This is a genomic window from Streptosporangium sp. NPDC002524, assembly GCF_040295985.1.
In the GTDB taxonomy this organism is placed as follows: Bacteria; Actinomycetota; Actinomycetes; order Streptosporangiales; family Streptosporangiaceae; genus Streptosporangium.
The window spans coordinates 122,362-140,239 of sequence record NZ_JBEOWK010000012.1 but is presented as its reverse complement, the minus strand read 5'-3'; the positions used below and the strand labels follow the sequence as shown (position 1 = coordinate 140,239).

Below are 17,878 nucleotides of genomic sequence, written 5' to 3'. Positions count from 1 at the left end.
CACCCCAGGGGGTGTGCACGTGTTCAAGAAGAACAAGCATGGAATCCAGATGAAGACGCCCGAGCAGCTGGACAAGATGCGGGCGGCGGGTCTCGTGGTCGGCCGTACGCTGCAGCTCCTGCGGGAGAGCGTCCAGCCGGGCATGACGCCCCTGGACCTGGACGCGATCGCGGAGAAGGCGATCAGGGCCGAGGGGGCGATCCCCTCCTTCAAGGGCTACCAGGGCTTCCCCGCGACGATCTGCGCCTCGGTCAACCACGAGGTCGTCCACGGGATCCCGAGCGACCGCCGTCCGCTGGAGGAGGGCGACATCATCTCGATCGACTGCGGCGCCATCCTGGACGGCTGGCACGGCGACTCGGCGATCACGGTCCCGATCGGCGAGGTGGACCCCAAGCTCACCGAGCTGATGCGGGTCACCGAGGAGGCCATGTGGCGGGGCATCGCCGCGCTCACCGTGGGCCGCCACCTGTCCGACATCGGGCACGAGGTGGAGAAGTACATCCGCTCCCAGGGGCGCTACGGCATCCCGCAGGAGTACGGCGGCCACGGCATCGGCACCGAGATGCACATGGACCCGTGGGTGGCCAACCACGGCAAGCCCGGCCGGGGCCCGAAGTTCGAGCCGGGCATGTGCTTCGCCGTCGAGCCGATGGTCAACCTCGGGACGGACCGGACCAAGGTGCTGGCCGACGACTGGACCGTGGTGACGATCGACGGGAAGGTCTCCGCGCACTTCGAACACAGCGTCGCCGTGACACATAATGGACCTTGGGTATTGACCGCCCTTGACGGGGGGAAAGAGCGGCTTGCCGATCTGTTGGGAGACGCGGGCTGATTCGGGCCCACCGGTGAGCGGATGTGGTTGACATGGCGGCTGGTCCGGAGATGCGAGCCTCCGACGGAGATCGTGACAAGATCGCCTCGGTCCTGAGGGAGCACTACGCCCAGGGCCGACTGACCACGGAGGAGTTCGACGAGCGCCTCGAACAGCTCTACACCAGCAAGACGTACGGCGAGCTCGCCGTCCTCACCTCCGACCTTCCCGACGTCGACCTGCGCCGGCTCCCCGAGACCCCCTCACGCGCCCCTGAGCGCGCCAAGGCGAGCGACGGGAAGAGCGCGCAGGAGAAGGGCCTGGCGGCCGCCTGGTCCGTCTGGGCGACGGTCAGCGGCATCAACTGGATGATCTGGCTCATCGTCGGGATAACCGGCGACTTCCCGTACCCGTGGCCCCTGTGGGTCATGGGCCCGTGGGGCGTGGTGTTGCTGGTGGCGACGATCTCCGGGGGGCTGGGGCAGGACCGGAAGCGGTAATAGTGCACTCTGGGCGTTGAGTGTGCATTCCTCCACAGAAGAGACCGTTGAATCTTCCTAACGTGAGCGGTGTCCGGACAGCCGGACCCCGGTTCACAGGAGGAAGATTCAATGAGCAAGATCCGTACAGCCCTGGTCGGAGCGGCGCTGGCAGGTTCGCTGGCCGCGGGTGTGCTCGCCGCCCCGTCGGCGATGGCCTCGGCCTCGCAGGCCCCGGCCGGGTCCGCCGTCGCGGTCCAGGAGACCCAGGCGTCGAGCAAGCACTTCTTCGGTCCGTACTACTCGGGCTTCGGCGGTGGCGAGAGCTTCGGCAAGCGCTCCTACTTCAAGGGTTACTGGACCAGCAGCGGTGGCCGCTACTGGTTCTACGGCAACCTCTTCGACCGCGACCGTGACCGCCAGCGCAGCTACGTGTGGTTCAAGTGGCACGACAGGTTCGGCTCGCACAGCAAGGTGTTCAGCACCTTCGGCAACTCCGGCTTCAACAAGTTCGGCGGGTTCAAGAAGGGCAACGGCTTCGACGACTTCAAGATCCGGGTCTGCGAGGGCGGCGACAAGTTCGACGACTGCGGTCGCTGGGGCGACGCCTTCTGATCTCCTCCCGCGTGCTCCGGGGAGACGGTCCGAGGGGTCAAGATCATCCGGTGGGGGCGGGGGCCCTCGACGGGATGCCGAGGTGTTGATCGAGGAGTGCAGACCGAGAAGCGTCGGCCGAGAAGGATCGGTCATGCGACATTGATCGATAAGGTTGGCCGAACAAGCCCTCCGGCGCCGGGTCGCCGGAGGGCTTTCCCGTGCCGGGAGGCTTTTCTCGGGGGCGCGGACCCGACGTGGGCGTTGAGGGCCGCCCGTCCCGGCCCGTCCCGCAGCCCGGATGCTGGCCTGACCTGGCCGGACGTGCCACAATGGGCGCACGAGTATTCGCGCGTCGAGCCGTGCCGTCCGTCCCGCTCGGGATCTGCGGTATCCTTTGTAGCGGTTGTGTCAAGGTACCGGCCGTGTGTTTCGCATTTCCTCGCCCGGTGCCGTACACTCCTTCTTCGGTTCACTATGACCATTGCGCATCGGCGGTGTCGCAACCGCCGCTCTCATCGAAGCGCTGGGTCGCGGCTGCTTAGTGTTCCGAAGCCTCAGACGACCGATCAGTGAAACGCGAGGGACATGGCCAAGAAAGACGGCGCCATCGAGATCGAGGGCACTGTGGTTGAGTCGCTCCCGAACGCGATGTTCCGGGTGCAACTCGACAACGGCCATAAGGTCCTGGCCCACATCAGCGGGCGGATGCGGATGCACTACATCCGGATCCTTCCTGACGACAGGGTTGTCGTCGAACTGAGCCCCTACGACCTCAGTCGTGGGCGGATCGTCTACCGATACAAGTAAGCGCGTCTGAGGGACGAATAGGACTATGAAGGTCAAGCCGAGCGTCAAGAAGATCTGTGACAAGTGCAAGGTGATTCGCCGGCACGGTCGCGTCATGGTGATCTGCGACAACCTGCGCCACAAGCAGCGCCAGGGTTAGTCGCTTCAAACAAGGCCCCGTAAGAGTCCGCTCGTAAGAGGCGGACTCGATCCATGTGGGGCTTTCACGTAATCGTGTCTCACACCTGCGTCGGCGGCTCACGCCGTACCCCGCAGGAGACCCCCGGTCGGAGGCCGGGGCCCTCACCCCGGGCATGGGGAGGGGAAGTGAGGCGCAGGACCTCCGCCATAACGAAGGAGAATGCCCGACCATGGCTCGCCTGGTTGGTGTAGACCTCCCCCGCGACAAGCGGCTGGAGATCGCTCTCACCTACATTTTCGGGATCGGCCGCACTCGTGCGCTCGAAACCCTCAAGGCCACCGGCGTCAACGGCGACCTGCGGGTTCACCAGCTGACCGACGAAGAGCTGGTGCCGCTGCGCGACTACATCGAGGCGAACTACAAGATCGAGGGTGACCTCCGTCGCGAAGTTCAGGCCGACATCCGTCGCAAGATCGAGATTCAGTGCTACCAGGGCATTCGGCACCGCCGTGGCCTTCCCGTGCACGGTCAGCGCACGCAGACCAACGCACGCACCCGTAAGGGCAAGAAGAAGACCGTGGCCGGCAAGAAGAAGCCCGGTAAGAAGTAGTCCGCGTAGCCGCAGGACCGAAGACCTCAGGAGTGAAGGCAAAGAATGCCTCCTAAGAGCCGCCAGGGTGCACCCAAGAAGGTGCGCCGCAAGGAAAAGAAGAACGTCGCTCACGGGCACGCCCACATCAAGAGCACGTTCAACAACACGATCGTCTCGATCACCGACCCGAGTGGGAACGTGATCTCCTGGGCCAGCGCCGGCCACGTCGGGTTCAAGGGCTCTCGTAAGTCCACCCCGTTCGCGGCGCAGATGGCCGCGGAGAACGCCGCCCGCCGCGCCATGGAGCACGGCATGCGCAAGGTCGACGTCTTCGTCAAGGGCCCCGGCTCCGGCCGTGAGACCGCGATCCGGTCGCTGCAGGCGACCGGCCTCGAGGTCGGGTCCATCCAGGACGTCACCCCCGTGCCGCACAACGGCTGCCGCCCGCCCAAGCGCCGTCGCGTCTGACGCCCAGGAGAAGATAGAAAATGGCTCGTTACACGGGTGCGGACTGCAAGCTCTGCCGCAGGGAGAAGACCAAGCTCTTCCTCAAGGGCAAGAAGTGCGAGTCCGCGAAGTGCCCCATCGAGATCCGTCCTTACCCGCCGGGTGAGCACGGCCGCGGTCGTCCCAAGGAGTCGGAGTACCAGCTCCAGCTTCGTGAGAAGCAGAAGACCCGCCGCATCTACGGCGTCCTCGAGAAGCAGTTCCACAACTACTACGAGGAAGCCAACCGCAAGACCGGCAAGACCGGCGAGAACCTCCTCCAGATCCTGGAGAGCCGTCTCGACAACGTGGTCTACCGCGCCGGTTTCGCGGAGTCGCGCGACGCCGCCCGCCAGCAGGTCCGTCACGGACACATCCTGGTGAACGGCAAGAAGGTCGACATCCCGTCGTACCGCGTTCGCGAGCACGACATCGTCGAGGTCCGCGAGAAGTCGCGCAACCTCCTGCCCTACGAGGTGGCCCGCGCCACCGCCGGTGACAAGACGTACCCGGCGTGGCTCGGCGTCGTCCCGGACGCCCTGCGCGTCCTGGTCCACCAGCTCCCGGTCCGTCAGCAGATCGACACCCAGGTCCAGGAGCAGTTGATCGTCGAGCTCTACTCCAAGTAGCGGCTCCTCGGGTGCCGTACGGCTTTGCCGTACGGCACCTATGCTGTTGTTCGAGCGGCGTCAAATAGCGGGCGCCGCCATGCAAGGGAGATCTCACCATGCTGATCGCTCAGCGTCCCTCCCTCCTTGAGGAGTCCCTCGAGGAGACCCGGTCCAAGTTCATCATCGAGCCGCTGGAGCCGGGTTTCGGCTACACCATCGGCAACTCGCTGCGCCGCACGCTGCTGTCGTCCATCCCGGGCGCGGCCGTGACCAGCATCCGCATCGAGGGTGTGCTGCACGAGTTCACCACCGTGCCGGGCGTGAAGGAGGATGTCACCGACATCATCCTGAACCTCAAGGACCTGGTCGTCTCCTCCGAGCACGACGAGCCCGTGGTGATGTACCTGCGCAAGCAGGGCCCCGGTGACGTCACCGCCGCCGACATCGCGCCCCCGGCCGGTGTCGAGGTGCACAACCCCGAGCTGCGCATCGCCACCCTGAACGGCAAGGCGAAGCTGGAGATGGAGCTGACCGTCGAGCGCGGTCGCGGCTACGTCTCCGCCGCGCAGAACAAGCAGCCGGGCCAGGAGATCGGCCGCATCCCGATCGACTCCATCTACTCCCCGGTGCTCAAGGTCACCTACAAGGTCGAGGCGACCCGAGTCGAGCAGCGCACCGACTTCGACCGTCTGATCCTGGACGTCGAGACCAAGCCGTGCATGAAGCCCCGCGACGCGGTGGCCTCCGCCGGCAAGACCCTCGTCGAGCTGTTCGGTCTCGCCCGCGAGCTGAACGTCGAGGCCGAGGGCATCGACATCGGCCCGTCGCCGACGGACGCGGCGCTCGCCGCCGACCTGGCGCTGCCGATCGAGGAGCTGAACCTCACGGTCCGCTCCTACAACTGCCTCAAGCGCGAGGGCATCCACACCGTGGGTGAGCTCGTGGCCCGCAGCGAGCAGGACCTCCTGGACATAAGGAACTTCGGTGCCAAGTCCATCGAAGAGGTCAAGCAGAAGCTGCACGAGATGACGCTCGCGCTCAAGGACTCCCCGCCCGGGTTCGACCCGAGCGCGGTGGCCGGCGGCGGCTACGACGACGACGACAGCGCGTACGTCGAGACCGAGCAGTACTGAGTCCCGGGACGCCTCGCGGCGTCCCGTGGCACCGGGTGACCTCCCGTCACGTCCGGTGTCACCGAGTTTCACGATGACGGGGGCCCTCCGGCCCCCGGCCCGACCCCGGTACCTCGTACGGCCGGGGCGGGTTTACTCCCAAGGAGAACGTTATGCCTAGGCCCACCAAGGGTGCCCGTCTCGGCGGCAGCCCGGCCCACGAGCGGCTGATCCTGGCGAACCTCGCCACCCAGCTGTTCCAGCACGGCCGGATCAAGACCACCGAGGCCAAGGCGAAGCGTCTGCGTCCGGTGGCGGAGAAGCTGATCACCAAGGCGAAGAAGGGCGACATGCACAACCGTCGCCAGGTGCTGACGATCGTCAAGGACAAGAGCGTCGTCCACCACCTCTTCACCGAGATCGCCCCCACCTTCGCCGAGCGTCCCGGCGGCTACACCCGGATCACCAAGATCGGCCTCCGTAAGGGCGACGCCGCCCCCATGGCCGTGATCGAGCTGGTGTCCGAGCCGCTGAACGCGGTCAAGGTCGGCCAGACCCCGGCCGCCGCCAAGGCCACCGCGCCCAAGGCGGAGGAGGCCAAGGAGGTCAAGGAGGCCGAGGTCGAGGAGACCAAGGCCGACGAGGCCAAGGCCGAGACCACCGAGGAGACGAAGGCCTCCGAGGAGACGACCGAGGCTCCCGTCGAGGAGACTGAGGACAAGAAGGACAAGAAGGACAACGCCTGATCCCAGGCCCTGTGCTGATTCGGGCCCTGTGCTGGTCTCAGGGCTGATCTCAGGCTCCGTGAACGGGCCCGGCACCTCCTCCACGGGGGCGCCGGGCCCTTTCCGTTCTTCCGGGCGGTCTCCGGGCGCCCTCCCGGGAATGCCCGTGAGGCCGTGGGAGCCGGTGGGAGCCCGTGGGGGTCCCAGAAAGGAACCATCGTGGTACGGCTGAGGCTGGATCTCGCCTATGACGGCACCGACTTCTCCGGGTGGGCCAAGCAGCCCGGACGGCGTACGGTCCAGGGAGAGATCGAGGAGGCGCTCGGCAGGATCCTGCGGCTCGCCGAGCCTCCGGCGCTGACCGTGGCCGGGCGGACCGACGCGGGCGTGCACGCCCGCGGCCAGGTGGCCCACGTCGACCTGGACCCCGGCGCGCTCGTCGCGCTGGACGGCCGCGACCGCCGGGGGAGAGCCGGGGGCGAGGCCCCTGAGCCCGGATCAGCGGAGCTCGCGGAGGCCGCGGAGCTCGACGAGAGGCTCTCTGCCATGCGCAGGAGGCTCGCCGGAGTCCTGCCGCCCGATGTGCGCGTGCGTCTCGTCACGGTGGCTCCTGAGGGCTTCGACGCGCGGTTCTCGGCGCTGTCGAGGCGGTACGCCTACCGGATCTCCGACGCCCCGGGCGGGGTCGACCCGCTCCGCCGCCGCGAGGTCGTCTGGTACAACAGGCCGCTCGACGTGGACCGGCTGAACGCGGCCGCCGCCGCCCTCCTCGGCGAGCACGACTTCGCCGCGTTCTGCAAGAAGCGCGAGGGCGCGACCACGATCCGCGAGCTCCAGCGGCTCGACTGGGTCCGCGCGGACGGGCTCGTCGTCGCGACGGTGACGGCCGACGCGTTCTGCCACTCCATGGTCCGGGCGCTCGTCGGATCGCTGCTGCCCGTCGGTGAGGGCCGGCTCCCGGTCGGCTGGCCGGGAGGGGTGCTGGCGAGGGCCGTACGGGACTCGGGGGTGCACGTCGCGCCCGCGCACGGGCTCTGCCTGGAGGAGGTGCGCTATCCCGGCGCCGAGGAACTCGCCCGGCGGGCCTCGGAGACCCGCCGGGTGCGGACGCTCAGCTCGTGATGGCGAACGCCCGGCTCACGGCGCCGGACGCTGGCCCGTGACGCGGGACGCTCGGCCCGTGCTGCCTGATGCCCGGTTCATGGCGCGGGACGCTCGGCCCGTGCTGCCCGATGCCCGGCTCACAGCTTGGGACGCTCGGCCCGTGCCGCCCGATGCCCGGCTCACAGCTTGGGACGCTCAGCTCGTGACGCGGCGCTCCACGACCTTCGCGGTCTGGTCGCGGAAGGCGCCGCTGACCTTGCCCAGGCCCTTCTCCTTCGCGGTCGGCGTGTGCCCGTCGCTGAAGGTGGCGTAGCTGAACACGATGTAGCGGCCCCACACCATCCCGGCCGCGTAGCCGCCCGCGATGTGCACCCGCTCGCCGCCGGTGCCCGCGGCCGAGGGCAGGCCGCGGAACCAGAGGTTGCTGCCGAGGTTCTTGGCCTTGTCGGCCGCGACCGCGGACTCGCGGGTGGGCAGCACGGCGATCCCCGTGGTGACGGCGTATCTCCGCTTGCTGTCCACGTACGTCGCCCGCAGCACCCGGCGGCAGTCCTGGGTGCGCAGGGTGCCGGCGAACTTGCCGGACGCGGCCTTCTGGCACTGCTCGGTGACGTCGGTCTTGACCCTGGTGAACGTCGCCCCGGCTACGGAGACCTTCTTGCCGAAGGCGTCGGCCACGGTCATCGTGCCCGGGTCGGTCTTCTCCGAGTTGAGCATCGTGGTGTTGATGGGCTCGGGCTCGCCGGTGATGTCCAGGTCGTCGGTGGGGTCGAGGGTCCCGGAACTGGGGATCGGGTCCGTCGCGTTCGCCGACTGCTTGGCGCTGAACGACTGGTAGGCGAAGAAGGCGCCGGTGCCGATGCCGACCACGACGACCGCGACCACGGCCGCGATCAGCGTCGTACTCGCCCTGCTGCGGGCCGGTGCGGGGGGAGAGGGCGGGGGCTCGGGGGTGAACGCCGAGAGCGGGGTGAACGCCCCGCGTGTCGTCGCCGGGCCGGTCCCGAGGACGGCCGTCGACTCGCCCGCCGGGGCGGAGGCCGCCGGCGGGGGCGGCAGGACCGGGAACGGCGGGGCGACATCGGTGACGACGGGGATGCCGCCCGGCGGGGTCGCGTCGGAGACGGGGAAGAGCTGCGCGGCCGTCTGGCCGGGATCGCCGGCCGGGGACGGCGTCCGGTCGTGGGCGGCCTGTTCGAGGGGCGGCGTGGGCACCGGGGAGGCCGGCTCCGGGTCCTGGCGGGCGACGGGCTGGGCCAGGGGCGCGGACATGGGCGCTGCCATGGGGGCCGCCGCGGGTCCGGGCACGGGGGGCCGGGCCGCCGGGGCGGAACCGGGCGGGAGGGGCTCGGCCTGCGGGCCGGCCGGTGCGGGCGCGGGGGGCTGCTGAGGAGAGGCCTGCGGTGAGTCCTGCTGGGCGAGCGGGTCCCGCTGGGGCGCGGGGCCGGGTCCGCTGTCCAGGAGGTCCCCGTGCTCGGGGTGCCCCGGCGCGGCGGGCCCGGTGGCGCGGACGTCGACCGTGGTGTCGCCGCTCTCGCCGGGCTCCTGCTGGGGTACGGCGTCCGGTGGCCACACGGCGACGTCGCCGGGCTCTCCCGGGCGGGCGGCGCTCTCCTCGGGGTCGGCCGTCCACACCGGCTCGCCGGTCGCGGCGGGCCAGGGGGCCTCCTGGCCGGACGAGGGCCAGACCTGCATGCCGGCGGCCGCGGCCGTGAAGGCGGGGGGCGGCTGCCAGGGGGGCGCGCCCGGCACGATGGGCGCGGTGGACAGCGGCTGGTCGTTCCGCGGCGCGGGACCGCCTTGCTCGCGGCGCTCGCCCTCGCCGATCCCGCCGGACCCCGAAGGGGCGGCCGGGTCCGTCGGCCACGCGGGGGAGGTGTCGTCCCGGAGCGGGGGTGGCCAGGCGGGGGAGGTCGCGTCGGAGGTGCCGGAGGCGCCGGGCCAGGACGGGGCCGAGGTGTCGGGCGTGCTCGGCGGGGGCGGCCAGGCGGGGGAGGTCGTGTCGGAGGTGGTGGAGGCGCCGGGCCACGCGGGGCCGGGAGGATCGCCAGGTCCCGGAGGGCCGGGCCAGGGCGCGGACGGCTGGTCGCCGGGAGACGGCCAGGCGGGAGAGGTGTCGTCCCGGAGCGGGGGTGGCCAGGCGGGGGAGGTCGCGTCGGAGGTGCCGGAGGCGCCGGGCCAGGACGGGCCCGAGGGGTCGGGCGTGCTCGGCGGGGGTGGCCAGGCGGGGGAGGTGGCGTCCGAGGTGCTGGGAGCGCCGGACCAGGAGGGACCCGAGGGGTCGGGTGCGCTCGGCGGTGCGGGCCAGGCGGGAGGGGAGGGCTCCGGGGGCGTGGGGGAGTTGATCCACGCCGGAGGGGCCGGGGGGGCCGGATCGGGCCGGGAGAACTCGGACCAGGCGGGACCGGAGGGACCGGGCGGGAACCCGGGCCGCGCGCCGGGGAACTCGGGGAACTCGGGCCGGGGGCCCGGGGGATCGGTTCGCGAGCCTGAAAGGTCGGAGGGGAGGTCCGGACGGCCGCTTCCCGAGGGGCCGGGCGGGAACCCGGGCCTGGCGGGATCGGAGCGCGGGGGCTCGGGGGAGAACTCGGGCCGCGGGGGACCTGAGGGCTCCGGGTGCGGGAGCGGTTCGGGCCGGGGCGCGGGGTGCGAGGAGCCGGGCCAGGGGGCGGGCGGGTCGTCCTCCGGCTGGGCGTACCAGTCGTAGGGGGCCCCGTCACCGGGGACCGTCCATGGCTGAGCCGCCCCCGGGGTCACCTCCGGCCACGCGGAGGGACTGTGGGGCTGCTCGTCACCTGTGAGATCGGTCCGCAGCACGTGGGGCGAGGGCTGGCCGAAACTCGGCGGCGGCGTCGCCGGCGCTGCCGAACCCTCGGCTTCACGTTGGTGCTCGGACCCGGATTCCTGGCCACGCATACGAGGCAGCCTAGCGACAGCCGGAGATCGTCATGCGAGTATGGCCGTATCGTCTGCCGGGTTCATGCCTCAAAGGGGGAGTATGACCCCATGGTCAAGGTCGTTTTCCGGTGAGCGATCGTGCTTCGAGGGCGGGGGTGATGGTCGCGTCCGCCGTGCCGAAGGCCGCCTGGTTCAGCTTCTTGACCTCGGTCTTCTTCGGCAGGTGGCCGTCTTTGTACTGGAACCAGACCATCACCGCGTAGTGCCCGTGGCGCCATTCGCCCACGAACGCCTCACCGGTGCCGAGAAGTTTGGTGACCTTATCCTTACCTGGCAGCGGTTTGAGGTATTCCTCCCGCTCCTTGCCGGAGCCGACCGAGACGACCTTGGACGCCCCCGCCGACGTCTTGAGGTTGGCGACGCCCACGGTGCCGATGATCTTCCCTGAGGCGTCGCGGAAGCTCGCGCGCAGGAGCTGGTTGCACTTGGCCGCGACGAGGGCCTTCTGGAGCTTCTCCCCGACCACCGCCTTGTCGCATTTCTTGTCGGTCCTGCGCGTGGTCATCAGGTAGGTCTGCCCGCCGATCTTCACCTTCGCGCGCTTGAAGACCTCGTTCAGGGTGAGAAGGTGCGGGTCGCCGGCCCGGGAGGAGGCGAAGCCGAACTTGCCCTCCGCGGTGCTGGCGGGCGGTATGAGGGGGGCCTGGGCGGTGGGGCCCGTCGCGCCGGGCACCGGGGCGGGGTCGGAGTTGGCGAGCACGGCCAGGCCGACGCCCGCGGCGACCAGCACGGCGAACGCCCCGGCCGCGATGTAGATCGGGCGGCGCGAGCGGGGCCCCTCGTCGTACGGGCTCCACATCTCCTGGCGGGGGCGCTCCTTGGGCGGCTCCGCGGAGCGTCCGCGCGGCCCGGAGGGCTGGGTGGCCTGCGGAGGGGGCTCGGGGGGGCGGTTGTTCGGCGAGGCGTCGAACCAGTGCTGGCCCTGTGCCGGCGGCGACGCGTCAGGCCGGTTGTCAGGCCGGTTGTAAGGCTGGCGACGCGGTGGCTCCACGGGAAAACCCATGGGCCGAGCGTAGCCCGGGATCGGAGCCGGTTGGCTCAGGAGTATCCGAAGTCCTGGGTCCACCAGGGCCCGTCGGGACCCTGGACGGCCCCGACCCCGGTGGCCGTGAGCTCGCAGTTGAGGATGTTGCGCCGGTGGCCGCTGGTCCCCATCCAGCTGCGCACCGCCTCGTCGGGGGAGGTGTAGCCGCGCCCGATGTTCTCCGCGCCGCCGTCGCGGTAGCCGGTGGCCTCCATCCGCTCCCAGGGGGACGTGCCGTCGGCGGAGGTGTGGGAGAGGCTTCCGGCGGCCGCCATCCCGGCCGAGTGCCTCCTGGCCGACGCGGTCAGCCGCCTGTCGGTCCGCAGCGGAGCGCACCCGGCCCGCTTGCGCTCGACGTTGATGAGCCGGACGACCTCGCGCTCCATCGCGCCGAGGGCGGGGGTGGCGCCGTCGCCGTTGAGCAGGTATCGGGAGGGGCCGTCCTCCCCGGAGCCGCCGGTGGACGCGTCGGCGGTCGGGGTGGGGCGGGGGCGCCGGTCCTGGGGGGTGTCGGGGATGGCGGGGGCGTCGGAGGCGCGGGCGACCCGGGCGAGGGGGGCGCGCTCGGCCTGTCCGGCCAGGGCGCCGCTGGGTGTGGGCCTCGCCGGCCCGGTGTCGTTCAGGTAGATCTGGTCCGCCGCGTTCTCGTCGCGGCTGCCCCGGCCGATGACGAAGCCGACCAGCAGAACGGCGAGCAGGCACACGAACACCCCCATGCGACGCAGGCGCGTTCGCTGGGTATGCCCGGGGTGAGGAAGCTGCCACATACCGCTATCAAAGATAGAGATGTTTGCGGTGAGGAAGAAGGGAATGCTGAGAACATGTTGGAACCGTTCCGTGAAGGTTCCGGTACGGCGACCCTGAGATCGTCGTCCGTTCTCCTCCCCGAAAGGGCGTCGAAAGGGCGCGCCGCCGGGTTCCGCCCCTGGTGAGGGCCTTTCACGGTGGCCGTCCGATCCCGTCGCCCCGCGCGTGGCGGTTCCCGGGCATCGCCCGGGGGCGGGTAGACTGCCAGGGATACCGGCGGAGAGTCATGTCGTTTTGCAAGCACTCTCCCGTGCCGGTATCCTGCTAGTTCGTTGTGTGCGAATTGGTCTCCTCTCGCAGACCGATACGCGGCGCGTCCGGCGTCATCTCCTCTTTTCCTGGAGACGGAAGGTCCGGGCTGTCGTGTGCCCGCACCTACCGACCATGTTGCTGTCCTCTCCGACAGCGCCGAAGACGCGACCAAAGAAGGCATACGACCGTGCGCACGTACACACCCAAGCCTGCCGAAGTCGAGCGTCAGTGGCACATCATCGACGCCACCGACATCGTGCTTGGCCGGCTGGCCAGCCACGTCGCGATCCTGCTTCGCGGTAAGCACAAGCCGACCTTCGCCAACCACGTCGACACCGGTGACTTCGTCATCGTCATCAACGCCGACAAGGTCGCGCTGACCGGTAACAAGCTTGAGCAGAAGAAGGCCTACCGCCACTCGGGCTACCCGGGCGGTCTGCGTTCCATGACCTACGGCGAGCTCATGGACAAGCGTCCCGACCGCGCCGTCGAGAAGGCCGTGAAGGGCATGCTGCCCAAGAACGCTCTCGGCCGGAAGATGATCAAGAAGCTCAAGGTCTACGCCGGTTCCGAGCACCCGCACCAGGCGCAGCAGCCGGTGTCTTTCGAGCTCACCCAGATCGCCCAGTAGTCACTAGCTGCTTGTCGCCAGCAGCGTTGGCCGATGGCCGACGCCGAGTAGGAAAGTTAGAGGAGAACCGTGGCTGAGTCCACCGGTGTCGAGACGCCCGTCGAGGGCGAGCAGGAAGCGTACTCCGCGGAGGAGTTCCCCTCCGAGTACACCTCCGAGTCCACCGCCAGCGGCGACGTCGCCGTCCGCAAGCCCATCACCACCGGCAACTCGTACGGCACGGGCCGTCGCAAGGAGTCCGTGGCCCGCGTGCGCATCGTGCCGGGCACCGGCAAGTGGACGATCAACGGTCGTACGCTTGAGAACTACTTCCCGAACAAGGTCCACCAGCAGATCGTCAACGAGCCCTTCGTGGTGCTCGGTGCCGAGGAGCAGTTCGACGTCATCGCCCGCATCAACGGCGGCGGCGTGACCGGCCAGGCCGGTGCCCTGCGCATGGGTCTCTCCCGCGCGCTGACCGCGCTGGACGTCGAGGTCAACCGCCCGCCGCTGAAGAAGGCCGGCTTCCTGACCCGTGACGCCCGCGCCACCGAGCGCAAGAAGTACGGCCTCAAGAAGGCCCGCAAGGCTCCGCAGTACAGCAAGCGTTAAGCGTTGGGGCGCCTTTTCGGCACCGACGGGGTACGTGGGGTCGCTGGACGCGACCTCACGGCCGAGCTCGCCATGGACCTGTCCGTGGCCGCGGCTCATGTCCTCGGCGATGCCGGGGCGTTCAATACCAGCGTCGGGCGGCGGGGCCGTCCCGTCGCCGTCGTGGGCCGGGACCCTCGGGCTTCAGGAGAATTCCTGGAGGCCGCGGTGGTCGCCGGCCTCGCGTCGTCTGGTGTGGACGTTCTCCGGCTCGGCGTGCTGCCCACCCCGGCGGTCGCTTACCTGACGACGGCTCTCAGAGCCGACATGGGCGTGATGATCTCCGCCTCCCACAACCCCGCCCCCGACAACGGGATCAAGTTCCTCACCCGAGGCGGCTACAAGCTGCCCGACACGGTGGAGAACGAGATCGAGCAGCGGCTCGGCGAGAAGTGGGAGCGTCCTGTCGGTGCCTCGGTCGGCCGCGTACGCGAGGCGTACGGTGAGGCCGACCGCTACGTGTCCCACGTGCTGTCCACCGTGAACGGCCGTCTCGACGGCCTGAACGTGGTCCTCGACTGCGCCCACGGCGCCGCCCACATGGTGGCTCCCGAGGCGCTGCTGCGGGCCGGAGCCACCGTGGAGACGATCGGGGCGCGCCCCGACGGTCTCAACATCAACGCGGGGGTCGGCTCCACCCACCTGGACAAGCTCCAGCAGATCGTGGTCTCCCGCGACGCGGACGTGGGCATCGCCTACGACGGCGACGCGGACCGCTGCCTGGCGGTCTCGCACACCGGTGAGATCATCGACGGCGACCAGATCATGGCCGTGCTGGCCATGGCCATGCGCGCCGAGGGGAAGCTGGCCGGTGACACCGTGGTGGCCACGGTCATGTCCAACCTGGGCTTCAAGATCGCGCTCAAGAACGCCGGTGTCGACGTCGTCGAGACCGCCGTGGGCGACCGCTACGTCCTGGAGGCCATGAGGGCCGGCGGTTACAACCTCGGCGGCGAGCAGTCCGGCCACGTCCTGATGCTCGACCACGCCACCACCGGGGACGGCCTGCTGACCTCGCTGCACCTGCTGGCGGTCGTGGCGCGGGAGAAGAAGTCGCTGGCCGAGCTGGCCTCGGTGATGACCCGCCTGCCGCAGGTCCTGGTCAACGTGAAGGACGTCGACCGGTCCAAGGCCTCGGTGCCCGAGCTGACCGCCGCGGTCAGCGCTGCGGAGTCGGAGCTGGGGGAGACCGGGCGCGTGCTGATCCGGCCGAGCGGTACCGAGCCGATGATCCGCGTCATGGTCGAGGCGGCGTCGGCGGAACAGGCCGAGCAGCTGGCCGGCCGGCTGGCCGAGGTCGTCCGCACGGCCTGTGTCTGAACCGGGGAGAGCGAGGTCGTCCGCACGGCCTGCCTCCGAACCGGAAGAACGCCGAAAGAGCGCGGCCCGCACCTCACGAGGTGCGGGCCGCGCTCTTTCGTGTGCCCGGTCTCGGGGGCTGACCCGCGGCTCGGGGTTTTACCGCCGGCGAAAGAAGGTCACGCCGTTTTTCGGGCGAGCCGCCTCGGAGGTGCTCAGGAATGCGATCGGAGCTGCGCGTCCAGGGTCCAGATGCCGACGTCCACGCCACTGACCCTGGCTCGATAGAGCTCGCGTTCGGTCAGGATGCAGAGGTCACCCAGACCCAGCTTGGCCATCACGTGGTCGGAGAACGGCGTTCCCGTTCCCGCTCCCGACAGGAGCGACCGAAGGAAGCCCTCACCCCATTCGACGGTGTGCAGCACCCACGGTGCCTGCCCGGTGATGACGAGTCCGAGCAGATCGGACAGCTTGTCGGCGTGCTGCCTGCGGAGCCGGCCGTCCGAGAGCTGGGCGATGTGGTTGCCGGTCTCGATCACCGTGGTGACGGGCAGGATGAGCTCGCATGATCGTTTCTCGTCCCGCAGCGCCCGCAGCGCCCGCAGCACGCTGTCCCGGTCCTGGTTCTTCCCGGGGACGTCGAGGATGTTGCAGAGCACCGAGGTGTCGACGAACTCGACCCTGCGGGCCATCGTCAGCCGATTCCCATCAGACGGTCGAACTCGCTGAAGTCACGCTCTCGGGGCGGTGCCTGCTCCAGCAGGCCCGACGTGATGATCGTGCCGAGATCCCCCTGCGCCATCAGGCTAGGGTAACCGTCGATTTCGGGAAGCGTACGCAGGTTGGACAGGCCGGTGGCACGATCCCGGGAGCACACCACGACGTTCTTGTGGTCCTCGGAGCTCAGCGCGGAAAGCAGGGCCGGACTGTGCGTGGTGAAGATCACGCGGGCGGAGTCGTCCGCGGTCGCCTGCTTCACGAGTTCGAGCACCTGCGTCGCCTGGGATGGATGGAGGCCGTTCTCCAGTTCCTCGATGACCAGCATGGGCGATTTCCTGTCATCACTCGTGTCGCGCCCGCCCAGGTCGAGATCACGTCCCTGTCGCAGCAGTGTCGTGGCGATGGCCGTGAACCTCAGCAGGCCGTCGCTCATCTCGCGTGCGGGGGTGATCGCGGGTCCTTCCCGCAGGGCGAGCATCACATCGTTCAGGTCCGAACGAATGGCCTCGATCCCCGTCACCTCGTGCTCGACGAGACCCTGCACGCGGTTGAGAAGCTGCCGGAATCGCTCGGCGTCGTGCGTCGCCATGTGCCCGATGACGGCGGAGAGGTTCTCCGCGGTCCTGCGCAGCCTTGTGTCGCGGCCGGGAACGTACTGCCTCATCAGGTGAGGAACGGGATCGAGGTGGAAGACGCCGCGCAGGGTTTCCAGCATGTCCTCGGCCGCCGTGAGGACCGCGCGTTCCTTATCGTTCCTGCCCTCCACCCGGAGGGCGAGCTGGCTGGTCAGGAGCCGGGAGGAACGGAAGGGGGCGCGGGGGCCGCGACCGGGCCGGCCGCCGTACCAGGTGGCGTCGATGCTGCCCGACCCTGGTGAGCCGCTTTCGGTCGCGAGCAGCTTGTGGCGAAATCGCTCCCGGGGGTTTTTCGTATATCGATTTTTACCCGACATGCCCCAAAGTGTTTCGCTGATGATCTCCGGCTCGGGGCGGACCTGGATCGTGACGTCGAGTTCCACGTAGAAGTAGGAGCCCGGCTCGGGGGTTGCGCGGTTCATGGCGACGACTGTGCAGCCCAGGCTGAACCGGTCCGTTCCGTGCGGGGGACATCCTTCGATGCCCCCGCGGAGGGGTCCCTCGTCGCCGCGCCTGCTGTCGAGCGCGTCCACGATGTCCGCACCGGCCGCCAGCCGGGAGAGCACCTCAAGCCCGTCGAGCGCGTTCGACTTTCCGCTGCTGTTGCGGCCGATGAGCGCTGTCATGCCGCCCAGCGGGAGTCTCGCGTCGCGAAACGTCTTGAACTCCGTGAGGCGCAGCTCGCTCAGGTACGGCTTCATATTCGAACGGTACACGCGCGCCCCCCCGGGAGAGGGGACGCACGTGAGTCCCTACTCGTCGCCGGTGAGGGAGAAGCTCCGCAGGCGGATGCCCGCCCAGACGACCGCGCCGACGGTGACGACGGCGAGGGCGGGGACGGCGAAGCCGAGGGCGATCTCGGTGGAGAAGAAGGCGGAGGAGGACAGCTGGTCGGCGATCGTCTGGGCCCACTGCTGGATGGAGAACCTGCGGGCGCCGGGCACGAAGTTGCCGACCACGCCCTCCCAGACGAGCGCGTAGACGATGCCGATCGTGACCGCGTGCCGGGTCAGCACGCCCAGCAGCATGAACACCGCCGCGTAGGCGATCCCGCCGACGAGGGCGCCGAGCGCGAAGCCGTACGCGATGCCGGATTCGAGGTTGACCAGGAGGTAGGCCGCGACGAAGGTCGGCACGGCGGCGAACAGCGCGAGCATCGAGGCGGCGACCACGAACTTGGTCCGCGCGATCACCGGGCGGGAGATCGGCTTGGACAGCAGGTGGATGATCGTGCCGTCGTCGATCTCGGGGGCGATCACCCCGGTCCCCGCGATCAGGCCGAGCAGCGGCAGCATGGTGCCGATGGCGAAGGTCTGCATGAGCGTGACCGCGGTCCGCTCGTCGGCGGCGCCGATGAACTTCAGCAGGGCGGCCATGGCGACCAGCACCAGGGGCAGCATGATCAGCAGCCAGATCCGGCGGCGGCCGAGGAGCGCCCGGTAGGAGATTCCGGCGATGACACCGTTCATGG

20 protein-coding genes are annotated in these 17,878 nt (G+C 69.6%); 14 read left to right on the top strand and 6 right to left on the bottom strand.

The annotated features are described in order from the left end of the window. Positions 1-19 precede the first annotated feature (19 nt). The 11 genes from map to truA all read left to right on the top strand — a co-directional run bounded on the left by map (position 20) and on the right by truA (position 7,469). On the top strand, positions 20-838 hold the full coding sequence (gene map / locus ABT053_RS21940) for a type I methionyl aminopeptidase (RefSeq protein ID WP_350970950.1): 819 nt from the start codon (positions 20-22) through the stop codon (positions 836-838). Positions 839-870: 32 nt separating this feature from the next. Beyond that, positions 871-1,317, top strand: coding sequence for a DUF1707 SHOCT-like domain-containing protein (locus ABT053_RS21935; RefSeq protein ID WP_350970949.1), 447 nt, complete (start codon positions 871-873; stop codon positions 1,315-1,317). A gap of 111 nt (positions 1,318-1,428) precedes the next feature. Beyond that, a complete protein-coding gene (locus ABT053_RS21930; RefSeq protein WP_350970948.1) occupies positions 1,429-1,911 on the top strand; it encodes a hypothetical protein in 483 nt (160 codons plus the stop codon). A gap of 567 nt (positions 1,912-2,478) precedes the next feature. Then, positions 2,479-2,700 (top strand): translation initiation factor IF-1, encoded by a 222-nt coding sequence (gene infA / locus ABT053_RS21925; protein WP_012887858.1) that lies wholly within the window; start codon positions 2,479-2,481, stop codon positions 2,698-2,700. A 25-nt stretch (positions 2,701-2,725) separates the two neighbouring features. Beyond that, positions 2,726-2,839 carry a 50S ribosomal protein L36 gene (gene rpmJ / locus ABT053_RS21920; RefSeq protein WP_003956441.1) on the top strand — a complete coding sequence of 38 codons (114 nt, stop codon included), beginning with the start codon at positions 2,726-2,728 and terminating at the stop codon, positions 2,837-2,839. 211 nt (positions 2,840-3,050) lie between these two features. Further along, positions 3,051-3,431 (top strand): 30S ribosomal protein S13, encoded by a 381-nt coding sequence (gene rpsM, locus ABT053_RS21915; protein ID WP_012887859.1) that lies wholly within the window; start codon positions 3,051-3,053, stop codon positions 3,429-3,431. 45 nt (positions 3,432-3,476) lie between these two features. Then, on the top strand, positions 3,477-3,881 hold the full coding sequence (rpsK, locus tag ABT053_RS21910; protein WP_012887860.1) for a 30S ribosomal protein S11: 405 nt from the start codon (positions 3,477-3,479) through the stop codon (positions 3,879-3,881). A 20-nt stretch (positions 3,882-3,901) separates the two neighbouring features. After that, a complete protein-coding gene (gene rpsD, locus ABT053_RS21905; RefSeq protein ID WP_030912875.1) occupies positions 3,902-4,528 on the top strand; it encodes a 30S ribosomal protein S4 in 627 nt (208 codons plus the stop codon). Between the two features lie 98 nt (positions 4,529-4,626). Further along, positions 4,627-5,643, top strand: coding sequence for a DNA-directed RNA polymerase subunit alpha (locus ABT053_RS21900; protein WP_089210160.1), 1,017 nt, complete (start codon positions 4,627-4,629; stop codon positions 5,641-5,643). 152 nt (positions 5,644-5,795) lie between these two features. After that, complete coding sequence (rplQ, locus tag ABT053_RS21895; protein ID WP_350970947.1) at positions 5,796-6,368, top strand: 50S ribosomal protein L17; 573 nt, start codon at positions 5,796-5,798, stop codon at positions 6,366-6,368. 198 nt (positions 6,369-6,566) lie between these two features. Beyond that, the gene (truA, locus tag ABT053_RS21890) at positions 6,567-7,469 is read left to right on the top strand and encodes a tRNA pseudouridine(38-40) synthase TruA (protein WP_350970946.1); all 903 of its coding nucleotides are present in this window, start codon (positions 6,567-6,569) and stop codon (positions 7,467-7,469) included. A gap of 177 nt (positions 7,470-7,646) precedes the next feature. On the opposite strand, the gene ABT053_RS21885 is transcribed toward truA, so the two are convergent. From ABT053_RS21885 to ABT053_RS21875, 3 genes are all read right to left on the bottom strand, one after another. Further along, positions 7,647-10,367, bottom strand: a complete 2,721-nt coding sequence (locus ABT053_RS21885; RefSeq protein WP_350970945.1) for a hypothetical protein — start codon at positions 10,365-10,367, stop codon at positions 7,647-7,649. Between the two features lie 94 nt (positions 10,368-10,461). Next, positions 10,462-11,412, bottom strand: coding sequence for a hypothetical protein (locus ABT053_RS21880; protein ID WP_350970944.1), 951 nt, complete (start codon positions 11,410-11,412; stop codon positions 10,462-10,464). A gap of 35 nt (positions 11,413-11,447) precedes the next feature. After that, positions 11,448-12,149: a CAP domain-containing protein gene (locus ABT053_RS21875; protein WP_350970943.1), complete on the bottom strand. Its 702-nt coding sequence runs from the start codon at positions 12,147-12,149 to the stop codon at positions 11,448-11,450. A 530-nt stretch (positions 12,150-12,679) separates the two neighbouring features. On the opposite strand from ABT053_RS21875, the gene rplM reads away from it, so the two are divergent. The 3 genes from rplM (at position 12,680) to glmM (ending at position 15,073) form a co-directional block, all read left to right on the top strand. Beyond that, a complete protein-coding gene (gene rplM / locus ABT053_RS21870; protein ID WP_344746717.1) occupies positions 12,680-13,123 on the top strand; it encodes a 50S ribosomal protein L13 in 444 nt (147 codons plus the stop codon). Between the two features lie 69 nt (positions 13,124-13,192). After that, positions 13,193-13,714, top strand: coding sequence for a 30S ribosomal protein S9 (gene rpsI, locus ABT053_RS21865; RefSeq protein ID WP_344746718.1), 522 nt, complete (start codon positions 13,193-13,195; stop codon positions 13,712-13,714). A 3-nt stretch (positions 13,715-13,717) separates the two neighbouring features. Further along, on the top strand, positions 13,718-15,073 hold the full coding sequence (gene glmM, locus ABT053_RS21860; protein ID WP_350970942.1) for a phosphoglucosamine mutase: 1,356 nt from the start codon (positions 13,718-13,720) through the stop codon (positions 15,071-15,073). 194 nt (positions 15,074-15,267) lie between these two features. Here the strand turns inward: glmM and ABT053_RS21855 are convergent, their stop codons facing one another. Genes ABT053_RS21855 through ABT053_RS21845 form a run of 3 tightly spaced genes read right to left on the bottom strand, consistent with a single transcriptional unit; the run spans position 15,268 to position 17,876 of the window. Beyond that, entirely contained in the window at positions 15,268-15,744 is a 477-nt protein-coding gene (locus ABT053_RS21855; RefSeq protein ID WP_350970941.1) for a hypothetical protein, read from the bottom strand. 2 nt (positions 15,745-15,746) lie between these two features. After that, positions 15,747-17,108 carry an AAA family ATPase gene (locus ABT053_RS21850; RefSeq protein WP_350970940.1) on the bottom strand — a complete coding sequence of 454 codons (1,362 nt, stop codon included), beginning with the start codon at positions 17,106-17,108 and terminating at the stop codon, positions 15,747-15,749. A gap of 51 nt (positions 17,109-17,159) precedes the next feature. Further along, complete coding sequence (locus tag ABT053_RS21845; protein WP_350970939.1) at positions 17,160-17,876, bottom strand: ABC transporter permease; 717 nt, start codon at positions 17,874-17,876, stop codon at positions 17,160-17,162. Between the last annotated feature and the right edge of the window lie 2 nt (positions 17,877-17,878).

What these genes read in the sequence shown, in the direction of transcription:
- rpsD (WP_030912875.1), top strand. Translation starts at nt 3,902, where the DNA reads ATGGCTCGTTACACGGGTGCGGACTGCAAGCTCTGCCGCAGGGAGAAG.
- rpsK (WP_012887860.1), top strand. Translation starts at nt 3,477, where the DNA reads ATGCCTCCTAAGAGCCGCCAGGGTGCACCCAAGAAGGTGCGCCGCAAG.
- ABT053_RS21935 (WP_350970949.1), top strand. Translation starts at nt 871, where the DNA reads ATGGCGGCTGGTCCGGAGATGCGAGCCTCCGACGGAGATCGTGACAAG.
- ABT053_RS21900 (WP_089210160.1), top strand. Translation starts at nt 4,627, where the DNA reads ATGCTGATCGCTCAGCGTCCCTCCCTCCTTGAGGAGTCCCTCGAGGAG.
- ABT053_RS21855 (WP_350970941.1), bottom strand. Translation starts at nt 15,744, where the DNA reads ATGGCCCGCAGGGTCGAGTTCGTCGACACCTCGGTGCTCTGCAACATC.
- ABT053_RS21885 (WP_350970945.1), bottom strand. Translation starts at nt 10,367, where the DNA reads ATGCGTGGCCAGGAATCCGGGTCCGAGCACCAACGTGAAGCCGAGGGT.
- rplQ (WP_350970947.1), top strand. Translation starts at nt 5,796, where the DNA reads ATGCCTAGGCCCACCAAGGGTGCCCGTCTCGGCGGCAGCCCGGCCCAC.
- ABT053_RS21845 (WP_350970939.1), bottom strand. Translation starts at nt 17,876, where the DNA reads ATGAACGGTGTCATCGCCGGAATCTCCTACCGGGCGCTCCTCGGCCGC.
- ABT053_RS21850 (WP_350970940.1), bottom strand. Translation starts at nt 17,108, where the DNA reads ATGAAGCCGTACCTGAGCGAGCTGCGCCTCACGGAGTTCAAGACGTTT.
- ABT053_RS21875 (WP_350970943.1), bottom strand. Translation starts at nt 12,149, where the DNA reads ATGGGGGTGTTCGTGTGCCTGCTCGCCGTTCTGCTGGTCGGCTTCGTC.
- rpmJ (WP_003956441.1), top strand. Translation starts at nt 2,726, where the DNA reads ATGAAGGTCAAGCCGAGCGTCAAGAAGATCTGTGACAAGTGCAAGGTG.
- infA (WP_012887858.1), top strand. Translation starts at nt 2,479, where the DNA reads ATGGCCAAGAAAGACGGCGCCATCGAGATCGAGGGCACTGTGGTTGAG.
- rpsM (WP_012887859.1), top strand. Translation starts at nt 3,051, where the DNA reads ATGGCTCGCCTGGTTGGTGTAGACCTCCCCCGCGACAAGCGGCTGGAG.
- ABT053_RS21930 (WP_350970948.1), top strand. Translation starts at nt 1,429, where the DNA reads ATGAGCAAGATCCGTACAGCCCTGGTCGGAGCGGCGCTGGCAGGTTCG.
- ABT053_RS21880 (WP_350970944.1), bottom strand. Translation starts at nt 11,412, where the DNA reads ATGGGTTTTCCCGTGGAGCCACCGCGTCGCCAGCCTTACAACCGGCCT.